This window comes from Ruminococcus bromii, from assembly GCF_002834225.1.
Classification (GTDB): Bacteria; Bacillota; Clostridia; order Oscillospirales; family Acutalibacteraceae; genus Ruminococcoides; species Ruminococcoides bromii.
Genome location: NZ_NNSR01000013.1, coordinates 46,637 through 65,794, shown reverse-complemented (window position 1 = coordinate 65,794; position 19,158 = coordinate 46,637). Strand labels below are relative to the sequence as shown.

Annotated in this window: 21 protein-coding genes; 12 read left to right on the top strand and 9 right to left on the bottom strand. The window is 42.3% G+C overall.

Annotated elements, in window-relative coordinates; genetic code table 11:
- Window positions 1-125: 125 nt before the first annotated feature.
- The 3 genes from RBATCC27255_RS00600 to RBATCC27255_RS00590 all read right to left on the bottom strand — a co-directional run bounded on the left by RBATCC27255_RS00600 (window position 126) and on the right by RBATCC27255_RS00590 (window position 3,084).
- The gene (locus tag RBATCC27255_RS00600) at window positions 126-896 is read right to left on the bottom strand and encodes a leucine-rich repeat domain-containing protein (RefSeq protein WP_169923190.1); all 771 of its coding nucleotides are present in this window, start codon (window positions 894-896) and stop codon (window positions 126-128) included.
- Between the two features lie 260 nt (window positions 897-1,156).
- Window positions 1,157-2,647 (bottom strand): fibronectin type III domain-containing protein, encoded by a 1,491-nt coding sequence (locus tag RBATCC27255_RS00595; RefSeq protein WP_101028274.1) that lies wholly within the window; start codon window positions 2,645-2,647, stop codon window positions 1,157-1,159.
- Between the two features lie 104 nt (window positions 2,648-2,751).
- The gene (locus tag RBATCC27255_RS00590; RefSeq protein WP_101028273.1) at window positions 2,752-3,084 is read right to left on the bottom strand and encodes a hypothetical protein; all 333 of its coding nucleotides are present in this window, start codon (window positions 3,082-3,084) and stop codon (window positions 2,752-2,754) included.
- A gap of 252 nt (window positions 3,085-3,336) precedes the next feature.
- Between RBATCC27255_RS00590 and RBATCC27255_RS00585 the strand changes: the two genes are divergently transcribed.
- From RBATCC27255_RS00585 to RBATCC27255_RS00575, 3 genes are all read left to right on the top strand, one after another.
- Window positions 3,337-4,245, top strand: a complete 909-nt coding sequence (locus RBATCC27255_RS00585; protein WP_101028272.1) for a glycoside hydrolase family 25 protein — start codon at window positions 3,337-3,339, stop codon at window positions 4,243-4,245.
- A 15-nt stretch (window positions 4,246-4,260) separates the two neighbouring features.
- Window positions 4,261-4,716 (top strand): S-ribosylhomocysteine lyase, encoded by a 456-nt coding sequence (locus RBATCC27255_RS00580; protein WP_101028271.1) that lies wholly within the window; start codon window positions 4,261-4,263, stop codon window positions 4,714-4,716.
- A 171-nt stretch (window positions 4,717-4,887) separates the two neighbouring features.
- Window positions 4,888-6,459 carry a peptidoglycan DD-metalloendopeptidase family protein gene (locus RBATCC27255_RS00575; RefSeq protein WP_101028270.1) on the top strand — a complete coding sequence of 524 codons (1,572 nt, stop codon included), beginning with the start codon at window positions 4,888-4,890 and terminating at the stop codon, window positions 6,457-6,459.
- 60 nt (window positions 6,460-6,519) lie between these two features.
- Here the strand turns inward: RBATCC27255_RS00575 and RBATCC27255_RS00570 are convergent, their stop codons facing one another.
- On the bottom strand, window positions 6,520-6,705 hold the full coding sequence (locus tag RBATCC27255_RS00570) for a YlcI/YnfO family protein (protein ID WP_015523312.1): 186 nt from the start codon (window positions 6,703-6,705) through the stop codon (window positions 6,520-6,522).
- A gap of 154 nt (window positions 6,706-6,859) precedes the next feature.
- On the opposite strand from RBATCC27255_RS00570, the gene RBATCC27255_RS00565 reads away from it, so the two are divergent.
- The 3 genes from RBATCC27255_RS00565 to RBATCC27255_RS00555 are packed head-to-tail and all read left to right on the top strand — an operon-like array spanning window position 6,860 to window position 7,924.
- Window positions 6,860-7,225 carry an Asp23/Gls24 family envelope stress response protein gene (locus RBATCC27255_RS00565; RefSeq protein ID WP_101028269.1) on the top strand — a complete coding sequence of 122 codons (366 nt, stop codon included), beginning with the start codon at window positions 6,860-6,862 and terminating at the stop codon, window positions 7,223-7,225.
- Window positions 7,206-7,526, top strand: a complete 321-nt coding sequence (locus RBATCC27255_RS00560; protein WP_101028268.1) for a hypothetical protein — start codon at window positions 7,206-7,208, stop codon at window positions 7,524-7,526. Before RBATCC27255_RS00565 ends, RBATCC27255_RS00560 begins: the two co-directional genes overlap by 20 nt.
- Before the next feature lie 14 nt (window positions 7,527-7,540).
- Window positions 7,541-7,924, top strand: a complete 384-nt coding sequence (locus RBATCC27255_RS00555; RefSeq protein ID WP_101028267.1) for a hypothetical protein — start codon at window positions 7,541-7,543, stop codon at window positions 7,922-7,924.
- Window positions 7,925-7,976: 52 nt separating this feature from the next.
- Here the strand turns inward: RBATCC27255_RS00555 and RBATCC27255_RS00550 are convergent, their stop codons facing one another.
- The gene (locus RBATCC27255_RS00550; protein ID WP_015523309.1) at window positions 7,977-8,159 is read right to left on the bottom strand and encodes a hypothetical protein; all 183 of its coding nucleotides are present in this window, start codon (window positions 8,157-8,159) and stop codon (window positions 7,977-7,979) included.
- A gap of 158 nt (window positions 8,160-8,317) precedes the next feature.
- Between RBATCC27255_RS00550 and trmL the strand changes: the two genes are divergently transcribed.
- The 6 genes from trmL to RBATCC27255_RS00520 all read left to right on the top strand — a co-directional run bounded on the left by trmL (window position 8,318) and on the right by RBATCC27255_RS00520 (window position 16,444).
- A complete protein-coding gene (trmL, locus tag RBATCC27255_RS00545) occupies window positions 8,318-8,836 on the top strand; it encodes a tRNA (uridine(34)/cytosine(34)/5-carboxymethylaminomethyluridine(34)-2'-O)-methyltransferase TrmL (RefSeq protein WP_101028266.1) in 519 nt (172 codons plus the stop codon).
- Between the two features lie 186 nt (window positions 8,837-9,022).
- The gene (locus RBATCC27255_RS00540; RefSeq protein WP_187128343.1) at window positions 9,023-10,231 is read left to right on the top strand and encodes a phosphoglycerate kinase; all 1,209 of its coding nucleotides are present in this window, start codon (window positions 9,023-9,025) and stop codon (window positions 10,229-10,231) included.
- A gap of 93 nt (window positions 10,232-10,324) precedes the next feature.
- Window positions 10,325-11,092 (top strand): triose-phosphate isomerase, encoded by a 768-nt coding sequence (tpiA, locus tag RBATCC27255_RS00535; protein ID WP_101028264.1) that lies wholly within the window; start codon window positions 10,325-10,327, stop codon window positions 11,090-11,092.
- Between the two features lie 126 nt (window positions 11,093-11,218).
- Window positions 11,219-12,730 (top strand): 2,3-bisphosphoglycerate-independent phosphoglycerate mutase, encoded by a 1,512-nt coding sequence (gene gpmI, locus RBATCC27255_RS00530; protein WP_021882732.1) that lies wholly within the window; start codon window positions 11,219-11,221, stop codon window positions 12,728-12,730.
- Between the two features lie 229 nt (window positions 12,731-12,959).
- Complete coding sequence (locus RBATCC27255_RS00525) at window positions 12,960-14,699, top strand: ABC transporter ATP-binding protein (RefSeq protein ID WP_101028263.1); 1,740 nt, start codon at window positions 12,960-12,962, stop codon at window positions 14,697-14,699.
- Window positions 14,696-16,444 (top strand): ABC transporter ATP-binding protein, encoded by a 1,749-nt coding sequence (locus RBATCC27255_RS00520; protein WP_101028262.1) that lies wholly within the window; start codon window positions 14,696-14,698, stop codon window positions 16,442-16,444. Before RBATCC27255_RS00525 ends, RBATCC27255_RS00520 begins: the two co-directional genes overlap by 4 nt.
- Before the next feature lie 230 nt (window positions 16,445-16,674).
- Here the strand turns inward: RBATCC27255_RS00520 and rplQ are convergent, their stop codons facing one another.
- The 4 genes from rplQ to rpsK all read right to left on the bottom strand — a co-directional run bounded on the left by rplQ (window position 16,675) and on the right by rpsK (window position 19,146).
- Window positions 16,675-17,016 carry a 50S ribosomal protein L17 gene (rplQ, locus tag RBATCC27255_RS00515; protein ID WP_015523213.1) on the bottom strand — a complete coding sequence of 114 codons (342 nt, stop codon included), beginning with the start codon at window positions 17,014-17,016 and terminating at the stop codon, window positions 16,675-16,677.
- Between the two features lie 71 nt (window positions 17,017-17,087).
- On the bottom strand, window positions 17,088-18,041 hold the full coding sequence (locus RBATCC27255_RS00510) for a DNA-directed RNA polymerase subunit alpha (RefSeq protein WP_015523212.1): 954 nt from the start codon (window positions 18,039-18,041) through the stop codon (window positions 17,088-17,090).
- Between the two features lie 74 nt (window positions 18,042-18,115).
- Window positions 18,116-18,718, bottom strand: coding sequence for a 30S ribosomal protein S4 (rpsD, locus tag RBATCC27255_RS00505; RefSeq protein WP_101028261.1), 603 nt, complete (start codon window positions 18,716-18,718; stop codon window positions 18,116-18,118).
- Between the two features lie 26 nt (window positions 18,719-18,744).
- On the bottom strand, window positions 18,745-19,146 hold the full coding sequence (gene rpsK / locus RBATCC27255_RS00500; protein ID WP_015523210.1) for a 30S ribosomal protein S11: 402 nt from the start codon (window positions 19,144-19,146) through the stop codon (window positions 18,745-18,747).
- Window positions 19,147-19,158 lie beyond the last annotated feature (12 nt).

Here is a 19,158-nt window from a genome sequence, read left to right as displayed (position 1 = left end):
AACAAATAATTTCATCAAAGCGGGCGTCCGATGAACGCCCCTACTGATAACATTCACATAAAAAACAGGCTGACAGGTTATAAAAAATCTGTCAGCCTGTTTTTTTAATTATAACTTAGATTAAATCAATAATATGCCTTTTCAAGATTTGATTTGTCGGCAAAATCAGCAAAATGCTCATCTGCGTATGAGCCCTTTTTAACATAGATTGTAAGTTTATCAGAATCGACACAAGTCAAGAAACTACTTTCTATTGAGGTAAGTGATTCCGGAAGATAGAGTGTTTCAAGTTTTGTCCATGCAAAAACAGAATCACCGACAGTTGTTACTGATTCGGGAAGTTTAATCTCCTTGATTCCTGAATACTGGAACGCAGATTCCTTGATTTCGGTTACCTTATCAGGAATTTCAATAGTTTCAAGCGACTCGCAATTGCTAAAACAGAATTCTGAAATTCTCTTTAGGTTTTTCGGAAGCTGAACCGTTTTCAGGCTTTTATCATGTACAAACAAACCGTCAGGAAGATTTTTGATGTTTTCAGACTCAAACACAACACTTTCAAGGTTATCGTTTTCTGAAAAATAGTTATCCTCGCCGCTTGCCCAATCATCAATTCTTAAATCAATACAATTTTTTGGAATTACGATTTCGCTCTTCTTTGCTGCTTCTTTTGAAAGATTGACAATGCAACTGTTTTCATCCCACACGAAGTCACCGTCAACTGCATCTCCGACTTCAGCAGTACTTGAATCATCAGCTGATGAATCATTCACGGACTCAACCTTGCTTGAAGATTTGTCAGTTGAAGATGAATTGTTACCGCCCGAACAACCCGTTGCAACCGCACCAAGCGCAACCGTCAAAGCCAAAAGTGAAACTATAAATATTCTTTTCATTTTTACTCTCCTCATATTTGCTTTATATCATTGCTTAATACAGCAAAGTTATTATATTATTAAAACAAGATTTTGTCAATAAGTCAAAATCTCATTCTCTAATATCAACAAAGAGCAACTTTTTCGGTACAAAAATTATATTAATTTATATCAAAATCAAAATTTATTATTAAACCGCTACAGCATAAAAACAGGCTGACAGATTATTAAAAATCTGTCAGCCTTAAATTATTTTATCAAGTTTTTGCTACGAATTAAAATCAATAAACAACAACACGGGTTCCTGAGGAAATGTTGTTATAGATTTTCTTAGCTGCGTTGTACGGTGTGTTTACACAGCCGTGTGAGCCGTGACCCTTGTACCTTGTTCCGCCGTATTCCCAGCTTGAACGCCATGACGCGTCATGGATTCCGCAGCCGTCTGATGTGAACGGGAGCCAGAATGTTACATGGGAATTCTGCATAAGTGTTGCAGGAGATGCCTTGTAAATAATTGAATATGCACCCTTTGGCGTATCGTTTGTACCGTAGTTGCCGGTTACAACATCTGTTTCAACAACGAGCTTACCGTTCTTGTAATACCACATATGCTGCTGATTGATGCTGATTTCAACATATGTGCCGCCGACTGAAACACCGTAGGCATTCTTACTGATTTTTACACCCTTTGTTTGATATGTTCCGAGTATCTTGTATTTCTTTGGATTGCTGCTTGAACCGACATATCTGTATGCACGAACACGGAAGTAGTAGGTTTTGCCTGCTGTGAGCTTTTTTGTGTTATAAAATGCATTCTTTGTTTCACCGAGTTTCGTATATTTGCCATTCTTTGAGGTTGAATAGAAAATCTCATAGGCTGTAGGAGTAACAGGCGTCCTTTTCCATGTGAGATTTGCCCTTGAAAGCTTTGAACCGATTGAAATGGAAGGGGCGCTGAGGCCTGCCATACATCTTATTGTTGACGGTGACGAATAGTAAGTGTTCTTTTTGATTGCACGGTAAGCCTTAATCTGATAATAATAAGCCTTGCCCTGCTTGACGCCGGTATCCCTGTATGATGTTGTTGAGTTTGAAGTGATTGTCTTATAAAGAACATATTTTCCGTTTGTGTTCCTGCTCATACGGTAAATCTTGTAGCCTGTTGCCTGCGGAATCTTATTCCACGAAAGCTTGATGGCAGAGCCTGATTCTTTGAGCGAAACGCTTACGGAGTTCGGCAATGTTGCTGTTCTGTATGTTTGGCTCTTGCCCTCATACTTTACGCCGCCCTGTTTAACATAAGCGGCAATTTTAATATCATACCATGTGCCTGTCTTAAGCTTTTTGACTGTACAGGCATTTGACTTTACATATGTAAGTCTTGAAAAATTCTTGTGTGCGTCATTGTTGCGGTAATAGATTACATAGCCCGTTGCACCTTTTACCTTATTCCACTTGAACGAAAGTGAGTTTGTTGTAGATTTCGTTCTTGTGAGGTTCTTAATTGCACCGACGCTCGGCTTGATAGGCTTAGTCGGAGGAACTACGGAAGGCTTTGAAGTGGGTTTTGTTGACGGCTGTGAGGGCTTGGCAGTTTCCGTTGCCTTGGTGGATTCAGTATCCATATCCGCTACATCAGATGAAACGGTGTTTTCTGTTGAATACCGAGTGCCTGTTTCTGCGGCAGAAACAGCTATTGTTCCGACAATGGAACAAGCTACGGTGATTGCTGCGAGCATTACAGCCAAAACGTGTTTGAATTTGAATGTCATTTATTCCATCCCCAATCGTATTTGATAATTAGATTATATATGTTTTTTTGGAAAAAATAAAGAGTATTTAGTAAAAAAATTCAAAAATCTTCCACCAATTACTCTTACTTTATCTTGTCATTTTTATTAAGTTTTGAAAGGCGTTCACACTCGGCAATCAGCTTACTTTGTTTAAGCCGCCTTTCGTCCTCAAGAACAGACTCACGAACCTGCCTTTGCAGTCTTTCAAAAGGGGTGTCACGGTTGCCTGTTATCTCTTTCGGGCTTAAAATTTTTGGGGCAAGGTTTGATGCACCGGGACGGGTAAGCATCTGAATCGTAATATGCTCGTGCTGAATGAGAGCGAAAAGCTGACTTAGAGAGGTACATTCGTCAATTGCCTTGACGAGTTCTTCGGTAGTTTTGTGACGGTACCCATGCACCTTTGTTTTCTTCAATTTCGCTCACCGCCCTTTATCGCTCCTGCAAAACACTGTAATCATTAAATTCTCAAATGACTGCCATCGCCTTTTGAGCGAGTGACACTTATACCTTAGATTATACTTAATTTTCACAAAATTTTCAATATTTATTTTCGGTTTCTTTGTTTACATCAACTCTTTTTTATGATATGCTGACTAACAGATACGCAAAATGCCCGTATAATCGACATTTTTCAGCGTTAAAAATCTTTTAACAGGAGCAGATCAATGAAAAAAACTATTTGTGCCGTAACGGCTGCCATGCTTGCACTTACCTCGGTTTTGTGCGGTTGTTCAAACAACGCTGAAAGCAGTTCGCAGTCGGGCAGTACAACCTCGGCGACCGTTGCCACAGACACAACGGTCAAGACAACAGGCGAAAAAATACATATAAACGACAGCACTCTCGGAGAAATTTGGATTACCGAGCTTGACGGTGTGCCGAAAAACACACTCAACAATGACAGCTTCACCTCTGACGACACATTCAAATACTACAGCGAAAACGGCAAGCCTGCGTCAATGGAGGGAATTGACATTTCATCATACAGCGGAACAATCGACTGGGACAAGGTTAAAAAGTCCGGCGTGGATTTTGCTATGGTTCGCATCGGCGGAAGAGGTTACGGTTCTGACGGAAAAATGTACTCGGATGACTCTGCCCTTTCATATATAAAGGGTGCCAAAGCGGCAGGTATTAAAGTCGGCGTGTATTTCTTCTCGCAGGCGGTCAATAACGATGAGGCAATTGAAGAGGCTGACTATATAAAGTCACTTCTCGGCGATGAAACAATCGACTTCCCCGTTGCATATGACTGGGAAATCATAAAAGATGATGACGCAAGAACCGACGGCGTTTCGGCTGCTCAGGCAACAGCCTGTGCAAAGGCATTCTGCAACCGTGTAAAGGAGCTTGGCTACACACCGATTATTTATTCTCCGAGCAAAGAGCTTTACTTTAAATATGACCTCACTCAGCTTGCGGATTTTGACATCTGGTACTGCGAATACGCAAATGTTCCTACATTCTATTATCAGTTTTCTATGTGGCAATATTCCTCATCGGGCAAGGTTGACGGAATTGAGGGCGATGTTGATATGAACATCTGTTTCACAAACATAGCCGATTACGATTAAGAAAGGATAATATATATGAAAAAGATAGCAAGCTTTACAATCAACCACAACACACTTATGCCGGGTGTTTACATTTCAAGAATTGACGGCGACATTACAACATATGATATGCGTTTTGTAAAGCCGAACACACCGCCGTATCTTCCAAATCCCGTTATGCACACAATTGAACACCTTTTTGCAACATATGCCCGCAACAGCAAATTTGCCGACAATGTGATCTACTTCGGTCCTATGGGATGCAGAACGGGTTTTTATTTTCTCGTTCGTGATATGTCGGAAGAGGACGCATTACAGCTTATAAAAGACACAATAAAGCAGTGTGCGGAGCACAAGGGAGAAATCCCCGGAACAACAGCAATTGAATGCGGAAACTACCTTGAACACGACCTTGACGGCGCTCTGAAAGAGTTGAATAAATATTACTCTCTGTTAAGAAATTATACTGTTGATAACTTAAAGTATAATTAACATAGGGAATTATTGTTGATTTTACCCTGTTTTTTGTAACCTTCTCCCCTATTATATTATTGATTGTGACATTTTTTAATTCTCATATTGCAATTTCGTAACTATTTGGTATAATAAAGGTATCGTGTTTGTTACAGAAATGTAACGGTTAATGAGATAGGAGAAATTATTTTGGAGACAAAGTTCATTGGTTTGGAAGGTTTCAATGAAATCGAGAGTCTTCCGACAAAAAAACGCAAAGCCTGCAAGCGTGAGCTTACAACCGCACAGAAAACCGTTCGCTTTGTAAAAAGAGCAACAACATTTTGTGCAAAATCGGTTGTAAGAGTTTCAAAAAATTCCGCTGCAAAGCTTGCTCAGACGATAAAGAACAGGAAGGGTTCCTTTAAGTCTGCAACAGTCAAATCAGTTAATGTGCCGAAAAAGACAAAAACGGCAAAAACACAAGCGTTGGCAATTGACAGAGCGTTCAGAGAATCAAGAATCGGCACAACCAAAAGTGCAAGAGAAATTGTATCCGGACTTTCGTTCAAGAGTGAAAAGCAGTACGCGCACCTTGCACCGTCAACAGTCCGTTCACAGAAATTGATTAAAAAGAAGGCTGTGCTTGCGGTTGTTGCGTGTTTCAGCGCAATCACACTTTCGTGCGTTACTGTTGCAAGCGCTCTTGATGTGCCAGAAACAAATACTAACGGAACCGGAACAGAAGCTGCTGCAGTTGTTGCTGCAGCTACAAGTGATGAAGCAGTTCCCGATTACGCAGAAATCAGCGGTGAATATGCTGACCTCAACACAATTTCACCGTCATGTGCAAGTCTTTATATTGACGGCAAGTTCATCGGTGCGACAGAAGAGATTGATGAGCTTAAGGCAGACCTTGATCAGGTTCTTGTTGATTACCGCAAGGATTACGATGACGAAACAACAACCGAATTTGCAAATTCGGTGGAGGTTGTAACAGGCAACCCAAGCGGTACAGACCTTGTGTCGGCAGAAGATGTTATGGCACTTGCAGACGGCAAGTTTTCAATCTCACTTTCAACAGACATTGTTTACACAAGAGATGTAGCTTATGACACAAAGGTTAAGTATGACGAGGACAAGTCTTCTTCATACAAAAAGGTAACTACCGAAGGCGTTAAGGGCGAAGAAGAAGTAACGGTAAGAACTACATTTGTTGACGGTGTTCAGACCGATGCGGTTCAGACTGACGCAAAAACTATTAAAGAGGCAGTTGACGAAGTTGTTGTAAAAGGCAAGGCTGAGGATACTTCATCAAGCACAGGTTCATCATCAACCTCATCAGACAGCAGTTCTTCATCAAGTTCAAATTCATCTTCAAGCTACACAACAGGTTCATCGGGTATGTTTGCATGGCCACTCCCCTACACACATACATTGACAAGTACCTTCGGCACACGCTGGGGCAGACTTCACGGCGGACTTGACATTTCAGCCGGCGGTGTTTACGGACAGCCTATTTATGCATCCGCAAGCGGTACCGTAACATTCTCGGGCGGTGACAACAGCGGCTACGGCAACTATGTTATCATTGACCACGGCAGTGGCTACACAACACTTTACGGTCATTGCAGTTCACTTGTTGCAGTAACAGGTCAGTATGTAAATCAGGGCGACCTCATCGGTTATGTCGGTTCAACAGGCAACTCAACAGGTCCTCACCTCCATTTTGAAATCCGCCTCAACGGTGAAAAAATGGACCCCCTCGGCTACACAAGCTGATTTAATTAAATATAAAATGCAAAATTATAACCCCCTATTCACTTGAATAGGGGGTTTTGTTTACTCATCTTCGGCTGATTCTTCTTTTAAATTTTCAAGAGCTACTCTTACTGCTTCCACAACAAAGGCAGAAAATGTGCAATCCGTACCGACAAGGACAGATTCCACTTCATCAATCACATCGTTTGGAAATCGTATACTTTTGCTTGTTGTTTGGGGAATTTGCGGAATTTTAAACTTTTTCATTGCGTGAACTGCTCCTGTATTACATTATATATTACTATTGTATGCAATTTACACAAAAATTGCGTATTACTTTTGTCTTGCATTTTGTATTACGCAATGTTATAATTGAATCAATGAAGCTTCATATCTAAAAAATTTAATAAGGAGGCAATAAGTGATTACTGTTATTGGGTATATTCTGACAACTCTCGGCTTTGGCGGACTTGCATATTCGTTATTTACTGTGAATACAAACAAAAGATATTCGTGGACATCTCCATTTTCTTCATTTGAAAAAACAATTATTGCAGTTGCTATAATTTCATTTATTATTCTGCTTGTAGGAATTATTATGGTTATATTTTCTTTTGTTAAAAAGAAAAATGAGGATAAGCTTAATTCACTTAAAAATTTAGGAAATAACAATAAATGTCCAAATTGCGGTCTTAATGTTACCGCAGGTATTAACGAATGTCCACGATGCCACCAAAAACTTAATAATATTGACGGAGGTTTTTATAATGGCAAGAACAATTATTAACCTGCCACTGCGAAACAGTGTTGATGAATCATACAACACTGCTGTAAACATTTTGCAGGCAAACGGTTTTAAAGAAGTTTCCTACAACGGCGAAACTGTATGGAAAAAAGGTACAGGACTTTTGACTGCTATGCAATACATAAAAATTGAATTTACAGATACAACGCTCATTGTATCTGGTTGGGTACAAGCAGGTGTCGGTAGTGTTGGCGGAAACGAAATGGCACTTAACGGTATTGTTGCCGCTGTACCAAAAAAATCTGTTATGAAGGTCATTGAACAGATTAAGGCAAGTCTGTAAACAGAGGTAACAATATGATAAAATTAAGAAAAATATCAATGGTGTTATGTATAATTACGATGTTGTTTGCGGTTATGTCATTAAGCGGTTGCAGTAACAACAGCATAACCGGAATATGGGCATTTGTTGACGACGATGGGCAAATTAGCGAAAATTCAAAAATGTATTTTAATGATGACGGTTCTTGCAATGATATTGATTATCATGGTCCGACAAGTGCTGACCCTGTGTCATACAAGGTCATGAGTGATGGAAAACTTGTATTCACAATGGAATGGGACGGCACATCATCATTTGACCTTGCTCAAAGCGAAGAGGAAGCCCTGAATGATTATCACAAATATTATATTTCGGGCGACACATTGATTTTCAGGAAAAGCACATACAAGAGAGTATAAAATTACACCCCGATTCGTTTGAATCGGGGTTTTGTTTATGATGAATATGATTTTATCTGAACATATACTGTGCGGTGTCGAGGACTGACTCCATTGTCTTAAAGGCTTTGTTTGCCTTTTTCTTGAGTTTTGGGTTGCTGTCTACCATATTTTTGCCGACAATACCCATGCAGACGCCTGCCGTCATTCCTATTGCAACGCCTTTCATCACATTCATCATTGGACTTGTATTCATAATCACACCTCCGTATCCTGCAAATTCATTGACAAAATGTGTGTTTTTTCATCTTTGTCACACGGCTTTGTCAAAAAAACTTGCATTATTATTGTTTACGATTTAAAATGTATTTAAACAGAAAAAGAATGGAATAATAAAAATTGGAGTGATAACTTTTGGCAACTCTCAACCTTGTGCTTGTTGAACCCGAAATTCCGCAGAACACGGGCAATGTGGCACGAACCTGTGCCGCAACGGGAACAAGACTTCATCTTGTCAAGCCTATGGGCTTTGAACCCGACGACAAAAAACTCAAAAGAGCGGGACTTGACTACTGGCACTTGCTTGACATCACATACTATGAAAACATTGACGATTTTTTTGAAAAAACAAAGGGCGGAAAATACTTTTTCTTTTCAACAAAAGGAACTCACCGCCACAGCGATGTTGAATATCCCGACAACTGCTATCTTCTCTTTGGCAAAGAAACAAAAGGCTTGCCTGAGGAGCTTTTAATGCAGCATCCCGATGATACTTTAAGACTGCCTATGATTGACGAGGCAAGAAGTCTTAATCTTTCAAACTCTGTTGCAATTGCGGCTTATGAAGTTTTAAGGCAATGGGATTATCCTGCTTTGCAAAACAAGGGCGAGCTTCACAACCACAAGTGGAGCGACCTTAACAATATGACATAAGAACAAAAATAATATTCATAAGCTTCCTTAAAATCAGTATTTGTAAAGACAGTGCAAAAAATACCCCGACAGGCGAATTTTTTAAAGTTTTCTATTGATAAAAAGGGGTTTTTGATATATAATAATGGTGACTGTAAAAATACTAAATTTTTACAAATTTCTTCTTACACGAAAGGAATGTATATTATGCAGCTCAACAAAGTATCTGTTGATGACATCAATGTAAAAGGTAAAAAAGTACTTGTTCGTTGTGACTTCAATGTACCGCTCAAGGACGGCGTAATCACAAACGACAACAGAATTACAGCAGCTCTTCCTACAATCAAGAAGCTTATCGCTGACGGCGGCAAGGTTATCCTTTGCTCACATCTCGGCAAGCCGAAGAACGGTCCCGAAGAAAAGTTCTCACTCGCTCCCGTAGCAGTAAGACTTTCGGAACTCCTCGGTCAGGATGTTGTTTTCGCTAACGATGACGAGGTTGTAGGCGAAAATGCTAAAAAGGCTGTTGCAGAAATGAAAGACGGCGATGTTGTTCTTCTCCAGAACACTCGTTTCAGAAAAGAAGAAACAAAGAATCTTGAGCCGTTCTCATCAGAACTTGCTTCACTCGCTGATGTATTTGTAATGGATGCATTCGGTTCGGCTCACCGTGCACACTGCTCAACAGTAGGTGTTACAGACCACATCAAGGACACAGCAGTAGGTTACCTCATGCAGAAGGAAATTAACTACCTCGGCAATGCCGTTGAAACTCCTGTTCGTCCGTTCGTTGCAATCCTCGGCGGTGCTAAGGTTGCTGACAAGCTCAATGTTATTTCAAACCTCCTCGAAAAGTGCGACACACTCATCATCGGCGGCGGTATGGCTTACACATTCCTCAAGGCTCAGGGCAAGGAAGTCGGTCTTTCACTCGTTGACGATACAAAGATTGACTACTGTAAGGAAATGATGGCTAAGGCTGAAAAGCTCGGCAAGAAGCTCCTTCTCCCAATCGACACAACAATCGCTGCAGGCTTCCCTGATCCTATCGACGCTGAAATCGAAGTTAAGGTTGTTGATTCAGACAAGATTCCTGCTGACATGGAAGGTCTTGACATCGGCACAAAGACACAGGAACTCTTTGCTGACGCTGTAAAGAGTGCAAAGACTGTTGTTTGGAACGGTCCTATGGGCGTATTTGAGAACCCGACTCTTGCAAAGGGTACAATTGCTGTTGCTAAGGCTCTTGCCGACACAGACGCAACAACAATCATCGGCGGCGGCGACAGCGCAGCTGCTGTTATTCAGCTTGGTTTTGCTGATAAGATGAGCCACATCTCAACAGGCGGCGGTGCATCTCTTGAATATCTTGAGGGCAAGGTTCTTCCGGGTATCGCAGCAATCGCTGACAAATAATTTAATCAAATAAAAGGGCGGATTTTTCCGCCCTTACTGATTTAACCCTGTTATTTTATTATATTAAAAACATATTCTGAAAGGAAAATTATCATGGATAAGTCAAAGAGAAAGGCAATTATTGCAGGCAACTGGAAAATGAACAAAACTCCAAAGGAAGCTAAAGAGCTCCTCAACGCTATTACTCCCCTCGTAAAAGATGCAGGTTGTGAAGTAATCGCTTGTGTTCCTTATGTTGACCTTGCAACAGCACTTGAGGCTACAGAAGGCACAAATGTTAAAATCGGTGCAGAAAACTGTCACTGGGCTGAAAGCGGTGCTTTCACCGGCGAAATCTCAACAGGTATGCTCAAGGAAATGGGCGTTGAATATGTAGTTCTCGGTCACAGCGAGAGAAGACAGTATTTCGGCGAAACAGACGAAACTGTAAACAAGAGAACAAAGGCTGCTCTTGCCGCAGGTCTTAAGCCAATCGTTTGTGTCGGCGAACTCCTCTGGGAGCGTGAGTGCGACATCACAGAAGAAGTTATCGCAAGACAGATTAAGCTTGACCTCTTCAATGTAACAGAAGAAGAACTCAAGAATGTTGTTATCGCTTATGAGCCTGTATGGGCTATCGGCACAGGCAAAACTGCAACAGCTGATCAGGCTGAAGAAGTTTGCTCTTTCATCCGTGCTACAATCGCTAAGCTTTACAATCAGGCTGCTGCTGACGCTGTTACAATTCAGTACGGCGGTTCAATGAATGACGGCAATGCTGACGAGCTTCTCTCAAAGACAAATGTTGACGGTGGTCTTATCGGCGGTGCATCACTCGTTGCCGAGAAGTTTGCCGCAATCGTAAAGGCTGCAAGCAAGTAATTTAAACAGTATATTCAAACACAATGCCGTGTCCTTTTGGGCACGGCACAAAAGTCTGTAATCGGCTTTTGGATTTTGTTTTTTGCATAACAAGATTGTGTATGCTTTATGGAAAGGACACGCAAAATGAAAAAACCGGTAATTTTAATGATTCTTGACGGCTTTGGTATTGCTCCCGAAAAAGGCAACGCTATCAAGGCTGCTAAAAAGCCAAACATTGACAAGCTTTTTGCATCTAATCCGCTCACACAGATTGGTGCGTCGGGTATGGATGTAGGTCTTCCTGACGGTCAGATGGGTAACTCTGAGGTCGGTCACACAAATATGGGTGCCGGCAGAATCGTTTATCAGGAACTCACAAGAATTACAAAGACTATCAACGAGGACAAGCTCAAAGATAACGAGGCTATTGTTGATGCAATGGACAAGGCTCTCAAGAACGGCACGGCACTTCACCTTATGGGACTTCTCTCAGACGGCGGTGTTCACAGCCACATTGAGCATCTCTACGGTATTCTTGAACTTGCTAAGAAAAAGGGTCTTAAAGATGTTTACATTCACGCATTCCTTGACGGCCGTGATGTTCCGCCTTCAAGTGCCGCTGAATATGCTGACAAGCTTCTTGACAAGCTCAAAGAAATCGGCATAGGCAAGGTTGCCACAGTTGAGGGCAGATACTACGCAATGGACAGAGATAACAACTGGGACAGAGTTGAAAAGGCATATGCCGCTATGGTATATGGTGAGGGCAACAAGGCAGAGTGCCCTGTTTGCGCAATTAAGAACTCTTACAATGACGGCGTAACAGACGAATTTGTTGTTCCTTGTGTTATTGAGGGCGGTGCTCAAGTTAAGCCTAACGACAGCATCATCTTCTTCAACTTCCGTCCTGACAGAGCAAGAGAGATTACAAGAACATTTGTTGACCCTGATTTTAAGGGCTTTGAAAGAAAGAACGGTTTCTTCCCCGTAAACTTTGTTTGCATGACTCAGTATGATGCAACAATGCCTAATGTTGAAGTTGCATTCAAGCCAGAGGTTCTCAAGAACACACTCGGCGAGTATGTATCAGACAAGGGCATGACACAGCTCAGAATTGCAGAAACAGAAAAGTATGCTCATGTAACATTCTTCTTCAACGGCGGTGTTGAAAAGCAGTATCCCGGCGAGGACAGAATCCTTGTTAAGTCACCTGCTGTTGCAACATATGACCTCCAGCCTGAAATGAGTGCTTACGAGGTTACAGACAAGCTTGTTCCGGCAATCAAGAGCGGTAAGTACGATATGATTATCCTCAACTATGCTAACTGCGATATGGTTGGTCACACAGGCGTATTCGAGGCAGCCGTAAAGGCTGTTGAGGCTGTTGACACCTGCGTTGGCAAGGTTGTTGACGCAATCAAAGAAATGGGCGGTGTTGCTCTTATCACAGCCGACCACGGCAATGCAGATAAGATGGTTGCAGAGGACGGTTCACCGTTTACTGCTCACACAACAAACCCTGTTCCTTTCTGCGTAGTAAACTACGACTGCGAGCTTCGTGAGGGCGGCAGACTTGCCGATATCGCTCCGACAATGCTCCAAATTATGGGACTCGAGCAGCCCGAAGAAATGGACGGCACAAGCCTTATTAAGTAATTTATTTTACTGATTATATACAGAGCCACCGATGTTTTATCGGTGGCTTTTTTGTGTTAGCACAAAACTTTATCCGCCCGCAAGTAAAGGCACACACATTATAGTATATACAAAGCGTATAAATGTCGCAAATTCCCGCAACGCAAAATTTAAGTTGTAAAATATCGTTAATCGGTGTAAAATAATATTACTTATGTATTGTTAATTATATGGCAGAGAAGGGGAAAATTTGATTAAGCTACGAAGATATCTTGCATACTACAAAAAGGAATGTATCATCGGTCCGCTTTGCAAGCTGTTTGAGGCAATTTTGGAATTGCTCGTTCCGCTTGTTATGGCAGGAATCATCGACAACGGTGTGCGAAACGGCGACACGGCATACATTTGGAGAATGGGCGGTATGCTCGTTATTCTTGCAACTGTAGGACTTTGCAGTGCACTCGTGTGTCAGTATCTTGCATCAAAGGCATCTCAGGGTGTGGGAACAAGACTTCGCCGAGATTTGTTTTTGCACATCAACAAACTCTCTCACGCAGAGTTGGACAAGCTCGGCACTCCGTCACTTATAACACGAATCACATATGACACCAATCAAGTTCAGCAATCTGTTGCAATGGCTATCCGCCTGCTCACCAGAGCACCGTTTATTGTTATCGGTTCAATGGTTATGGCAATGACAATCAACCTTGAAATGTCAATTATTTTCTTCATTGCAGCTATATTGATTGCCGTTACTCTTTACCTCATTATGACAAAGAGTATTCCTATTTTTGAAAAGATGCAGAAAAAGCTCGACAAAATCAGCCTTATCTGCCGTGAAAATCTTTCGGGCAACAGGGTTATCAGAGCCTTTTCAAAGCAGAAAAATGAGAAAAAGCGTATTGACGATTCAACCGAGGATTTGGCTAAAACTTCGATCAGAGTAAGCATTCTTTCGGCACTTTTAAGCCCTGTCACCTACATCATCACCAATGCTGCAATTATTCTCATCATTTGGTTTGGCGCTCAGAATGTAAACGCAGGCAACGGAATGCTTTCGGGTGACATCATTGCCCTTGTAAACTATATGACGCAGATTTTGCTTGCAATGATTGTTGTTGCAAACCTTGTTGTCCTTCTCACTAAAGCAAGTGCAAGTGCGGCAAGACTTAACGAAGTGTTTGAAACTCAGCCGAGTGTGTGTGAAAGCACTACCGAGAACATTGAAATTTCAGAGAGCGAAAGCACTCCGAAAATCGAATTTGACAATGTAAACTTCACATACGGCACGGGTGATGATGAGCTTGAGGACATCAGCTTTAAAATCAGGCGCGGTCAGACGGTCGGTCTTATCGGCGGTACGGGTTGCGGTAAAAGTACGCTTGTCAACCTTATCCCCCGTTTTTACGATGCAACGCAGGGTACTGTAAGCGTTGACGGCAGAAATGTCAAGGACTATCCGTTCTTACAGCTCCGTTCACAGATTGGTATTGTTCCTCAGCAGTCAATTCTTTTCAAGGGAACAATCCGTGACAATATGAAATGGCAAAACGAAAATGCAACTGACGAGGATATTATAAAGGCTCTCAAAATTGCACAGGCATACGAGTTTGTAAGCAAGCTGAACAAAGGGCTTGACAGCTTTGTTGAACAGGGAGGTAAGAACTTCAGCGGCGGTCAGCGTCAGCGACTTTGCATTGCCAGAGCACTCACAGGCTCACCGAAGCTTCTCATTCTTGACGACAGCTTTTCGGCTCTTGACTTTGCAACAGATGCGGCACTCAGAAAGGCTTTGCGTGAAAACACAAAGGATATGACCGTAATAATCGTTACACAGCGTTGCTCAACAATTAAGAACGCAGACCTTATTCTTGTGCTTGATGACGGCAGAATTGTAGGCAAAGGTCAGCACGATGAACTGTTTGAAAGCTGCGAAACCTACCGTGAAATCTGTCTTTCACAGCTTAGTGAAGAGGAGGCAAAAAGATGAAAAATTCAGCAAAAAAATCCTCCTCTGTAAAAAAGGTACTCAAAAAAATAAAGCCGTATTCGTTTTATCTGATTTTAGCTCTTGTGAGCGCAATCATCAGCGTTTCGCTCACGCTCTATATTCCTGTTCTCACAGGTAACGCAATCGACAACATCATTGACAAGGGCAATGTTGACTTTGCAAGCGTTATTCAGATTCTTGTATATATCGGTGTAGGCATCGGCGGTGTGGCACTTTTCCAGTGGATTATGACCTACTTTACCAACATTGTCAGCTACCGCACTGTTCGTGACCTCAGAAGAGAGGTTTTTGAAAAATTCAACACAGTTCCCCTATCCTACATTGACACAACACCTCACGGCGACCTTATCAGCCGAGTAATCAACGATGTTGACGCAGTTGGTGACGGTCTTACACAGATGTTTCTACAGCTTTTTTCGGGCATTGTTACCATTGTCGGCACGCTTGTATTTATGCTGACAATCAACTGGAAAATCGCCCTTGTGGTTGTTGTTCTCACACCGCTTTCGCTCTTTGTTGCGGCATTCATCGGCAAGATGACGCACAACCGCTTTACCCGTCAACAGGCACTCAACGGTGACATCTCGTCATATGTTGAGGAGCATATCGGCAATCAGAGAATTGTAAAGGCTTTTTCATATGAGGACAGAGCCTTTGAAGAATTTGAAAAATACAACGATGAACTTCTTGAAGTGGGATTCAAGGCGCAGTTTGCAGGCGCACTTGCCAACCCGTCAACAAGATTCGTAAACGCATTGGTTTATGCCGCAGTAGGCATTATGGGTGCTCTGTTTGCCGTTGCAGGCACACTTTCGGTCGGACAGTTATCATGCTTTCTCACCTACGCAAATCAGTACACAAAGCCGTTTAACGAGGTTACAGGCGTACTCACGCAGTTGCAGACAGGCATTGCGGCGGCAGGACGGGTTTTTGAGGTTCTTGAGGCTGATAACGAAATTCCCGACAACAGTACAAAAGAGCTTGAGCATTGCAAAGGCAATGTCAGGATCGAGAATGTAAACTTCTCATACACAAAGGAAAAACCGCTCATCACAAACTTTTCGCTTGATGTCAAGAGCGGCAGTCACATTGCCATTGTCGGTCCGACAGGCTGCGGCAAGACAACATTCATCAATCTTCTTATGAGATTTTATGACACGGACAGCGGCAAAATCAGCATTGACGGTGTTGACATTATGGACATCACCCGTGACAACCTCAGAAAATGCTACGGAATGGTTCTTCAGGACAGCTGGCTGTTCAACGGAACGATTATGGAAAATCTGCGTTACGGCAACGAAAACGCAACCGAAGAAGAAGTTATTACCGCCGCAAAGGCAGCATATGCGCACTCATTCATCCGCCGTATGTCTGACGGCTACAACACCGTAATCAGCGAGGACGGCGGTAATCTCAGTCAGGGACAGAAACAGCTTCTGTGTATTGCAAGGGCGATGCTTACAAACCCGTCAATTCTTATTCTTGACGAGGCAACTTCATCAATTGATACCCTTACCGAAATCCGTGTTCAAAAGGCTTTTGCCAAGATGATGAAGGGCAAGACGAGCTTTGTTGTTGCCCACAGACTTTCAACAATCAAGGAAAGCGATGTTATCCTTGTTATGAAGGACGGCAACATCATTGAACAAGGCACACATGAGGAGTTGCTCGCCAAAGGCGGATTCTATAACAAACTCTATAACAGTCAGTTTGCAAAGCAGTAACTCAGCGGCAATCTGTTTTATCCTCCCGAAGTGTAAAAAGCACAGTCTAAGAAAAAAAGGCACATAACCGAAAATAATTACGGTTATGTGCCCTTTTTGGGTTTTATATATCATTATATAATATCCGCCCGTACTTTTACGCAAAAATTAAAAGGAACTGCGAAGGACGAAGCCTTGGACTTCATCTCTTCACAGTCCCTGAAATTGAACTTGTATAAACTTAAAAAGAATTAAACGAGCTCGATAATTGCCATTTCAGCTGCGTCACCGCGACGGGGACCGATTTTAGTAACTCTTGTATAGCCACCGTTTCTGTCGCTGTATTTTGGAGCAATTTCCTTAAAGAGCTTGCTTGTAACATCTTCCTTAGTAACAAAAGCCAAAACAAGGCGTCTGTTGTGAAGAGTATCTTCTTTAGCTGTAGTAATCATCTTCTCTGCCATAGCCTGAACTTCCTTGGCACGAGTAAGAGTTGTTTCAATTTTGCCGTTTTCCAAAAGGAAAGTAACCATAGCACGAAGCATTGCAGTTCTCTGTGCAGTAGTTCTTCCTAATTTTCTTGTACCTGGCATTTCTTTCACTCCTTTACCGTTGAGTTTATTGGTAAGAATTTGACAGAACAACTGTCAAAGACTTGGGAAGTTTATTCGTCTTCCTTCTGAAGACTAAAACCGAGAGAATTGAGCTTCTGTACTACTTCCTCGAGAGATTTTCTACCGAGGTTACGCACCTTCATCATATCCTCTTCGGACTTGTTGATCAAATCCTCTACCGTGTTAATGCCTGCACGCTTGAGACAGTTGAAAGAACGAACTGAAAGATCAAGATCTTCAATTGTCATTTCAAGAATCTTTTCCTTGCCCTTGTCATCCTTCTCAACCATAACCTCGGCACTTGAAGCCTTGTCGGAAAGGTTTACAAAAAGGTTAAGGTGCTCGGTAAGAACCTTTGCTGCAAGAGAAACAGCCTCCTGAGCATTGATAACTCCGTTTGTCCAAACATCCAAAGTGAGCTTGTCATAGTCGGTAATCTGACCTACACGAGTGTTATCAACTGTATAGTTTACCTTTAACACGGGAGTATAAATTGAATCAATCGGCAAAACGCCAATAACATTGTTGCCGCTTAACTGCTTGTTGCGCTCCGAAGGAATATATCCTCTGCCCTTGTCAACTGTGATTTCCATATTGAGCTTAGCACCCTCACCGAGTGTAGCAATATGGAGTTCAGGGTTGAGAATTTCAACCTCATCATCACATTTGATGTCGGCAGCCTTTACCTCACAGGGACCCTCGGCTGCAATTTCGATAACCTTAGGGCTTGTTTCATGGAGCTTTGCAACAAGACTTTTCATATTAAGAACAATTTCCGTAACGTCTTCCTTTACGCCGGGAATAGTTGAAAATTCGTGAAGAACGCCGTCAATCTTGATTGATGTAACAGCACAGCCTTCAAGAGAGGAAAGCAGCACACGGCGCAAACTGTTGCCGAGTGTGTTGCCGAAGCCGCGCTCGAGCGGTTCAACAACAAACTTGCCGTACTTTCCATCCTCGGTTAATTCCTCGGTTTCAATTCTTGGCTTTTCAATTTCTATCATTCGCGAATCCTCCTAAACATTATGCGACTGCAAAAGCAGCCCATCTGTGTGTAATCTGCGTGTGAAATATAAGATTACTTGGAGTACAACTCAACGATGAGGTGTTCTTCAACAGGAAAGTCGATGTCTTCTCTCTGAGGAGCTGCAACAACCTTGCCGCCAAGAAGGTTTTCGTTCTTCTCAAGCCACTTTGGTGTTACAATTGAAGATGTTTCGCCATCTGCGATTGCCTTGAATCTTGCAGTTGAACGGCTCTTCTCCTTAACTTCGATTACATCGCCAACCTTAACAAGGTATGAAGGAATGTTTACCTTCTTGCCGTTTACGGTAAAGTGGCTGTGACTTACAAGCTGTCTTGCTTCTCTTCTTGTTGCTGCAAGACCGAGTCTGAAGATAACATTGTCAAGTCTTCTTTCAATAAGTGTGAGCAATACAGCACCTGTCTTACCCTCAGCCTGTTCAGCTTTTTCGTAGTAAGCTCTGAACTGCTTCTCCATGATGCCGTAGATAAATTTTACCTTCTGCTTCTCAGTAAGCTGCATGCTGTACTCGCTCTTTTTTCTTCTCATCTTACCGCCGGGATTTCTGTTGGAAGTCTTCTTGGAATAACCCATAACTGCAGGTGAAATACCAAGAGCTCTGCAACGCTTAGCGATAGGCTGCATATTTTTAGCCATAGTAGAATTTTCCTCCTTTTAAAATACTATACACGTCTTCTCTTTGGAGGACGGCATCCGTTGTGCGGAATCGGAGTAACATCCTTAATCATAGTTACTTCAAGACCTGCAGTCTGCAATGCACGGATTGCAGCTTCACGACCCTGACCGGGGCCCTTTACATAAACTTCAACATATTTCATGCCGTGTTCCATTGCTGCCTTTGCAGCTGTCTCGGCTGCTGACTGAGCGGCAAACGGAGTTGACTTCTTTGAACCTCTGAAACCGAGCTCGCCTGCGCTTGCCCATGAAACAGCGTTGCCCTGTGTATCGGAAATAGTAACAATTGTGTTGTTAAATGTTGACTGGATATGCGCTGCGCCTTTTTCAATGTGCTTGCGTTCACGGCGACGGCGGATAACCTTCTTACCACCCTTTGGTGCTGCCATAGTCCTTTGCCC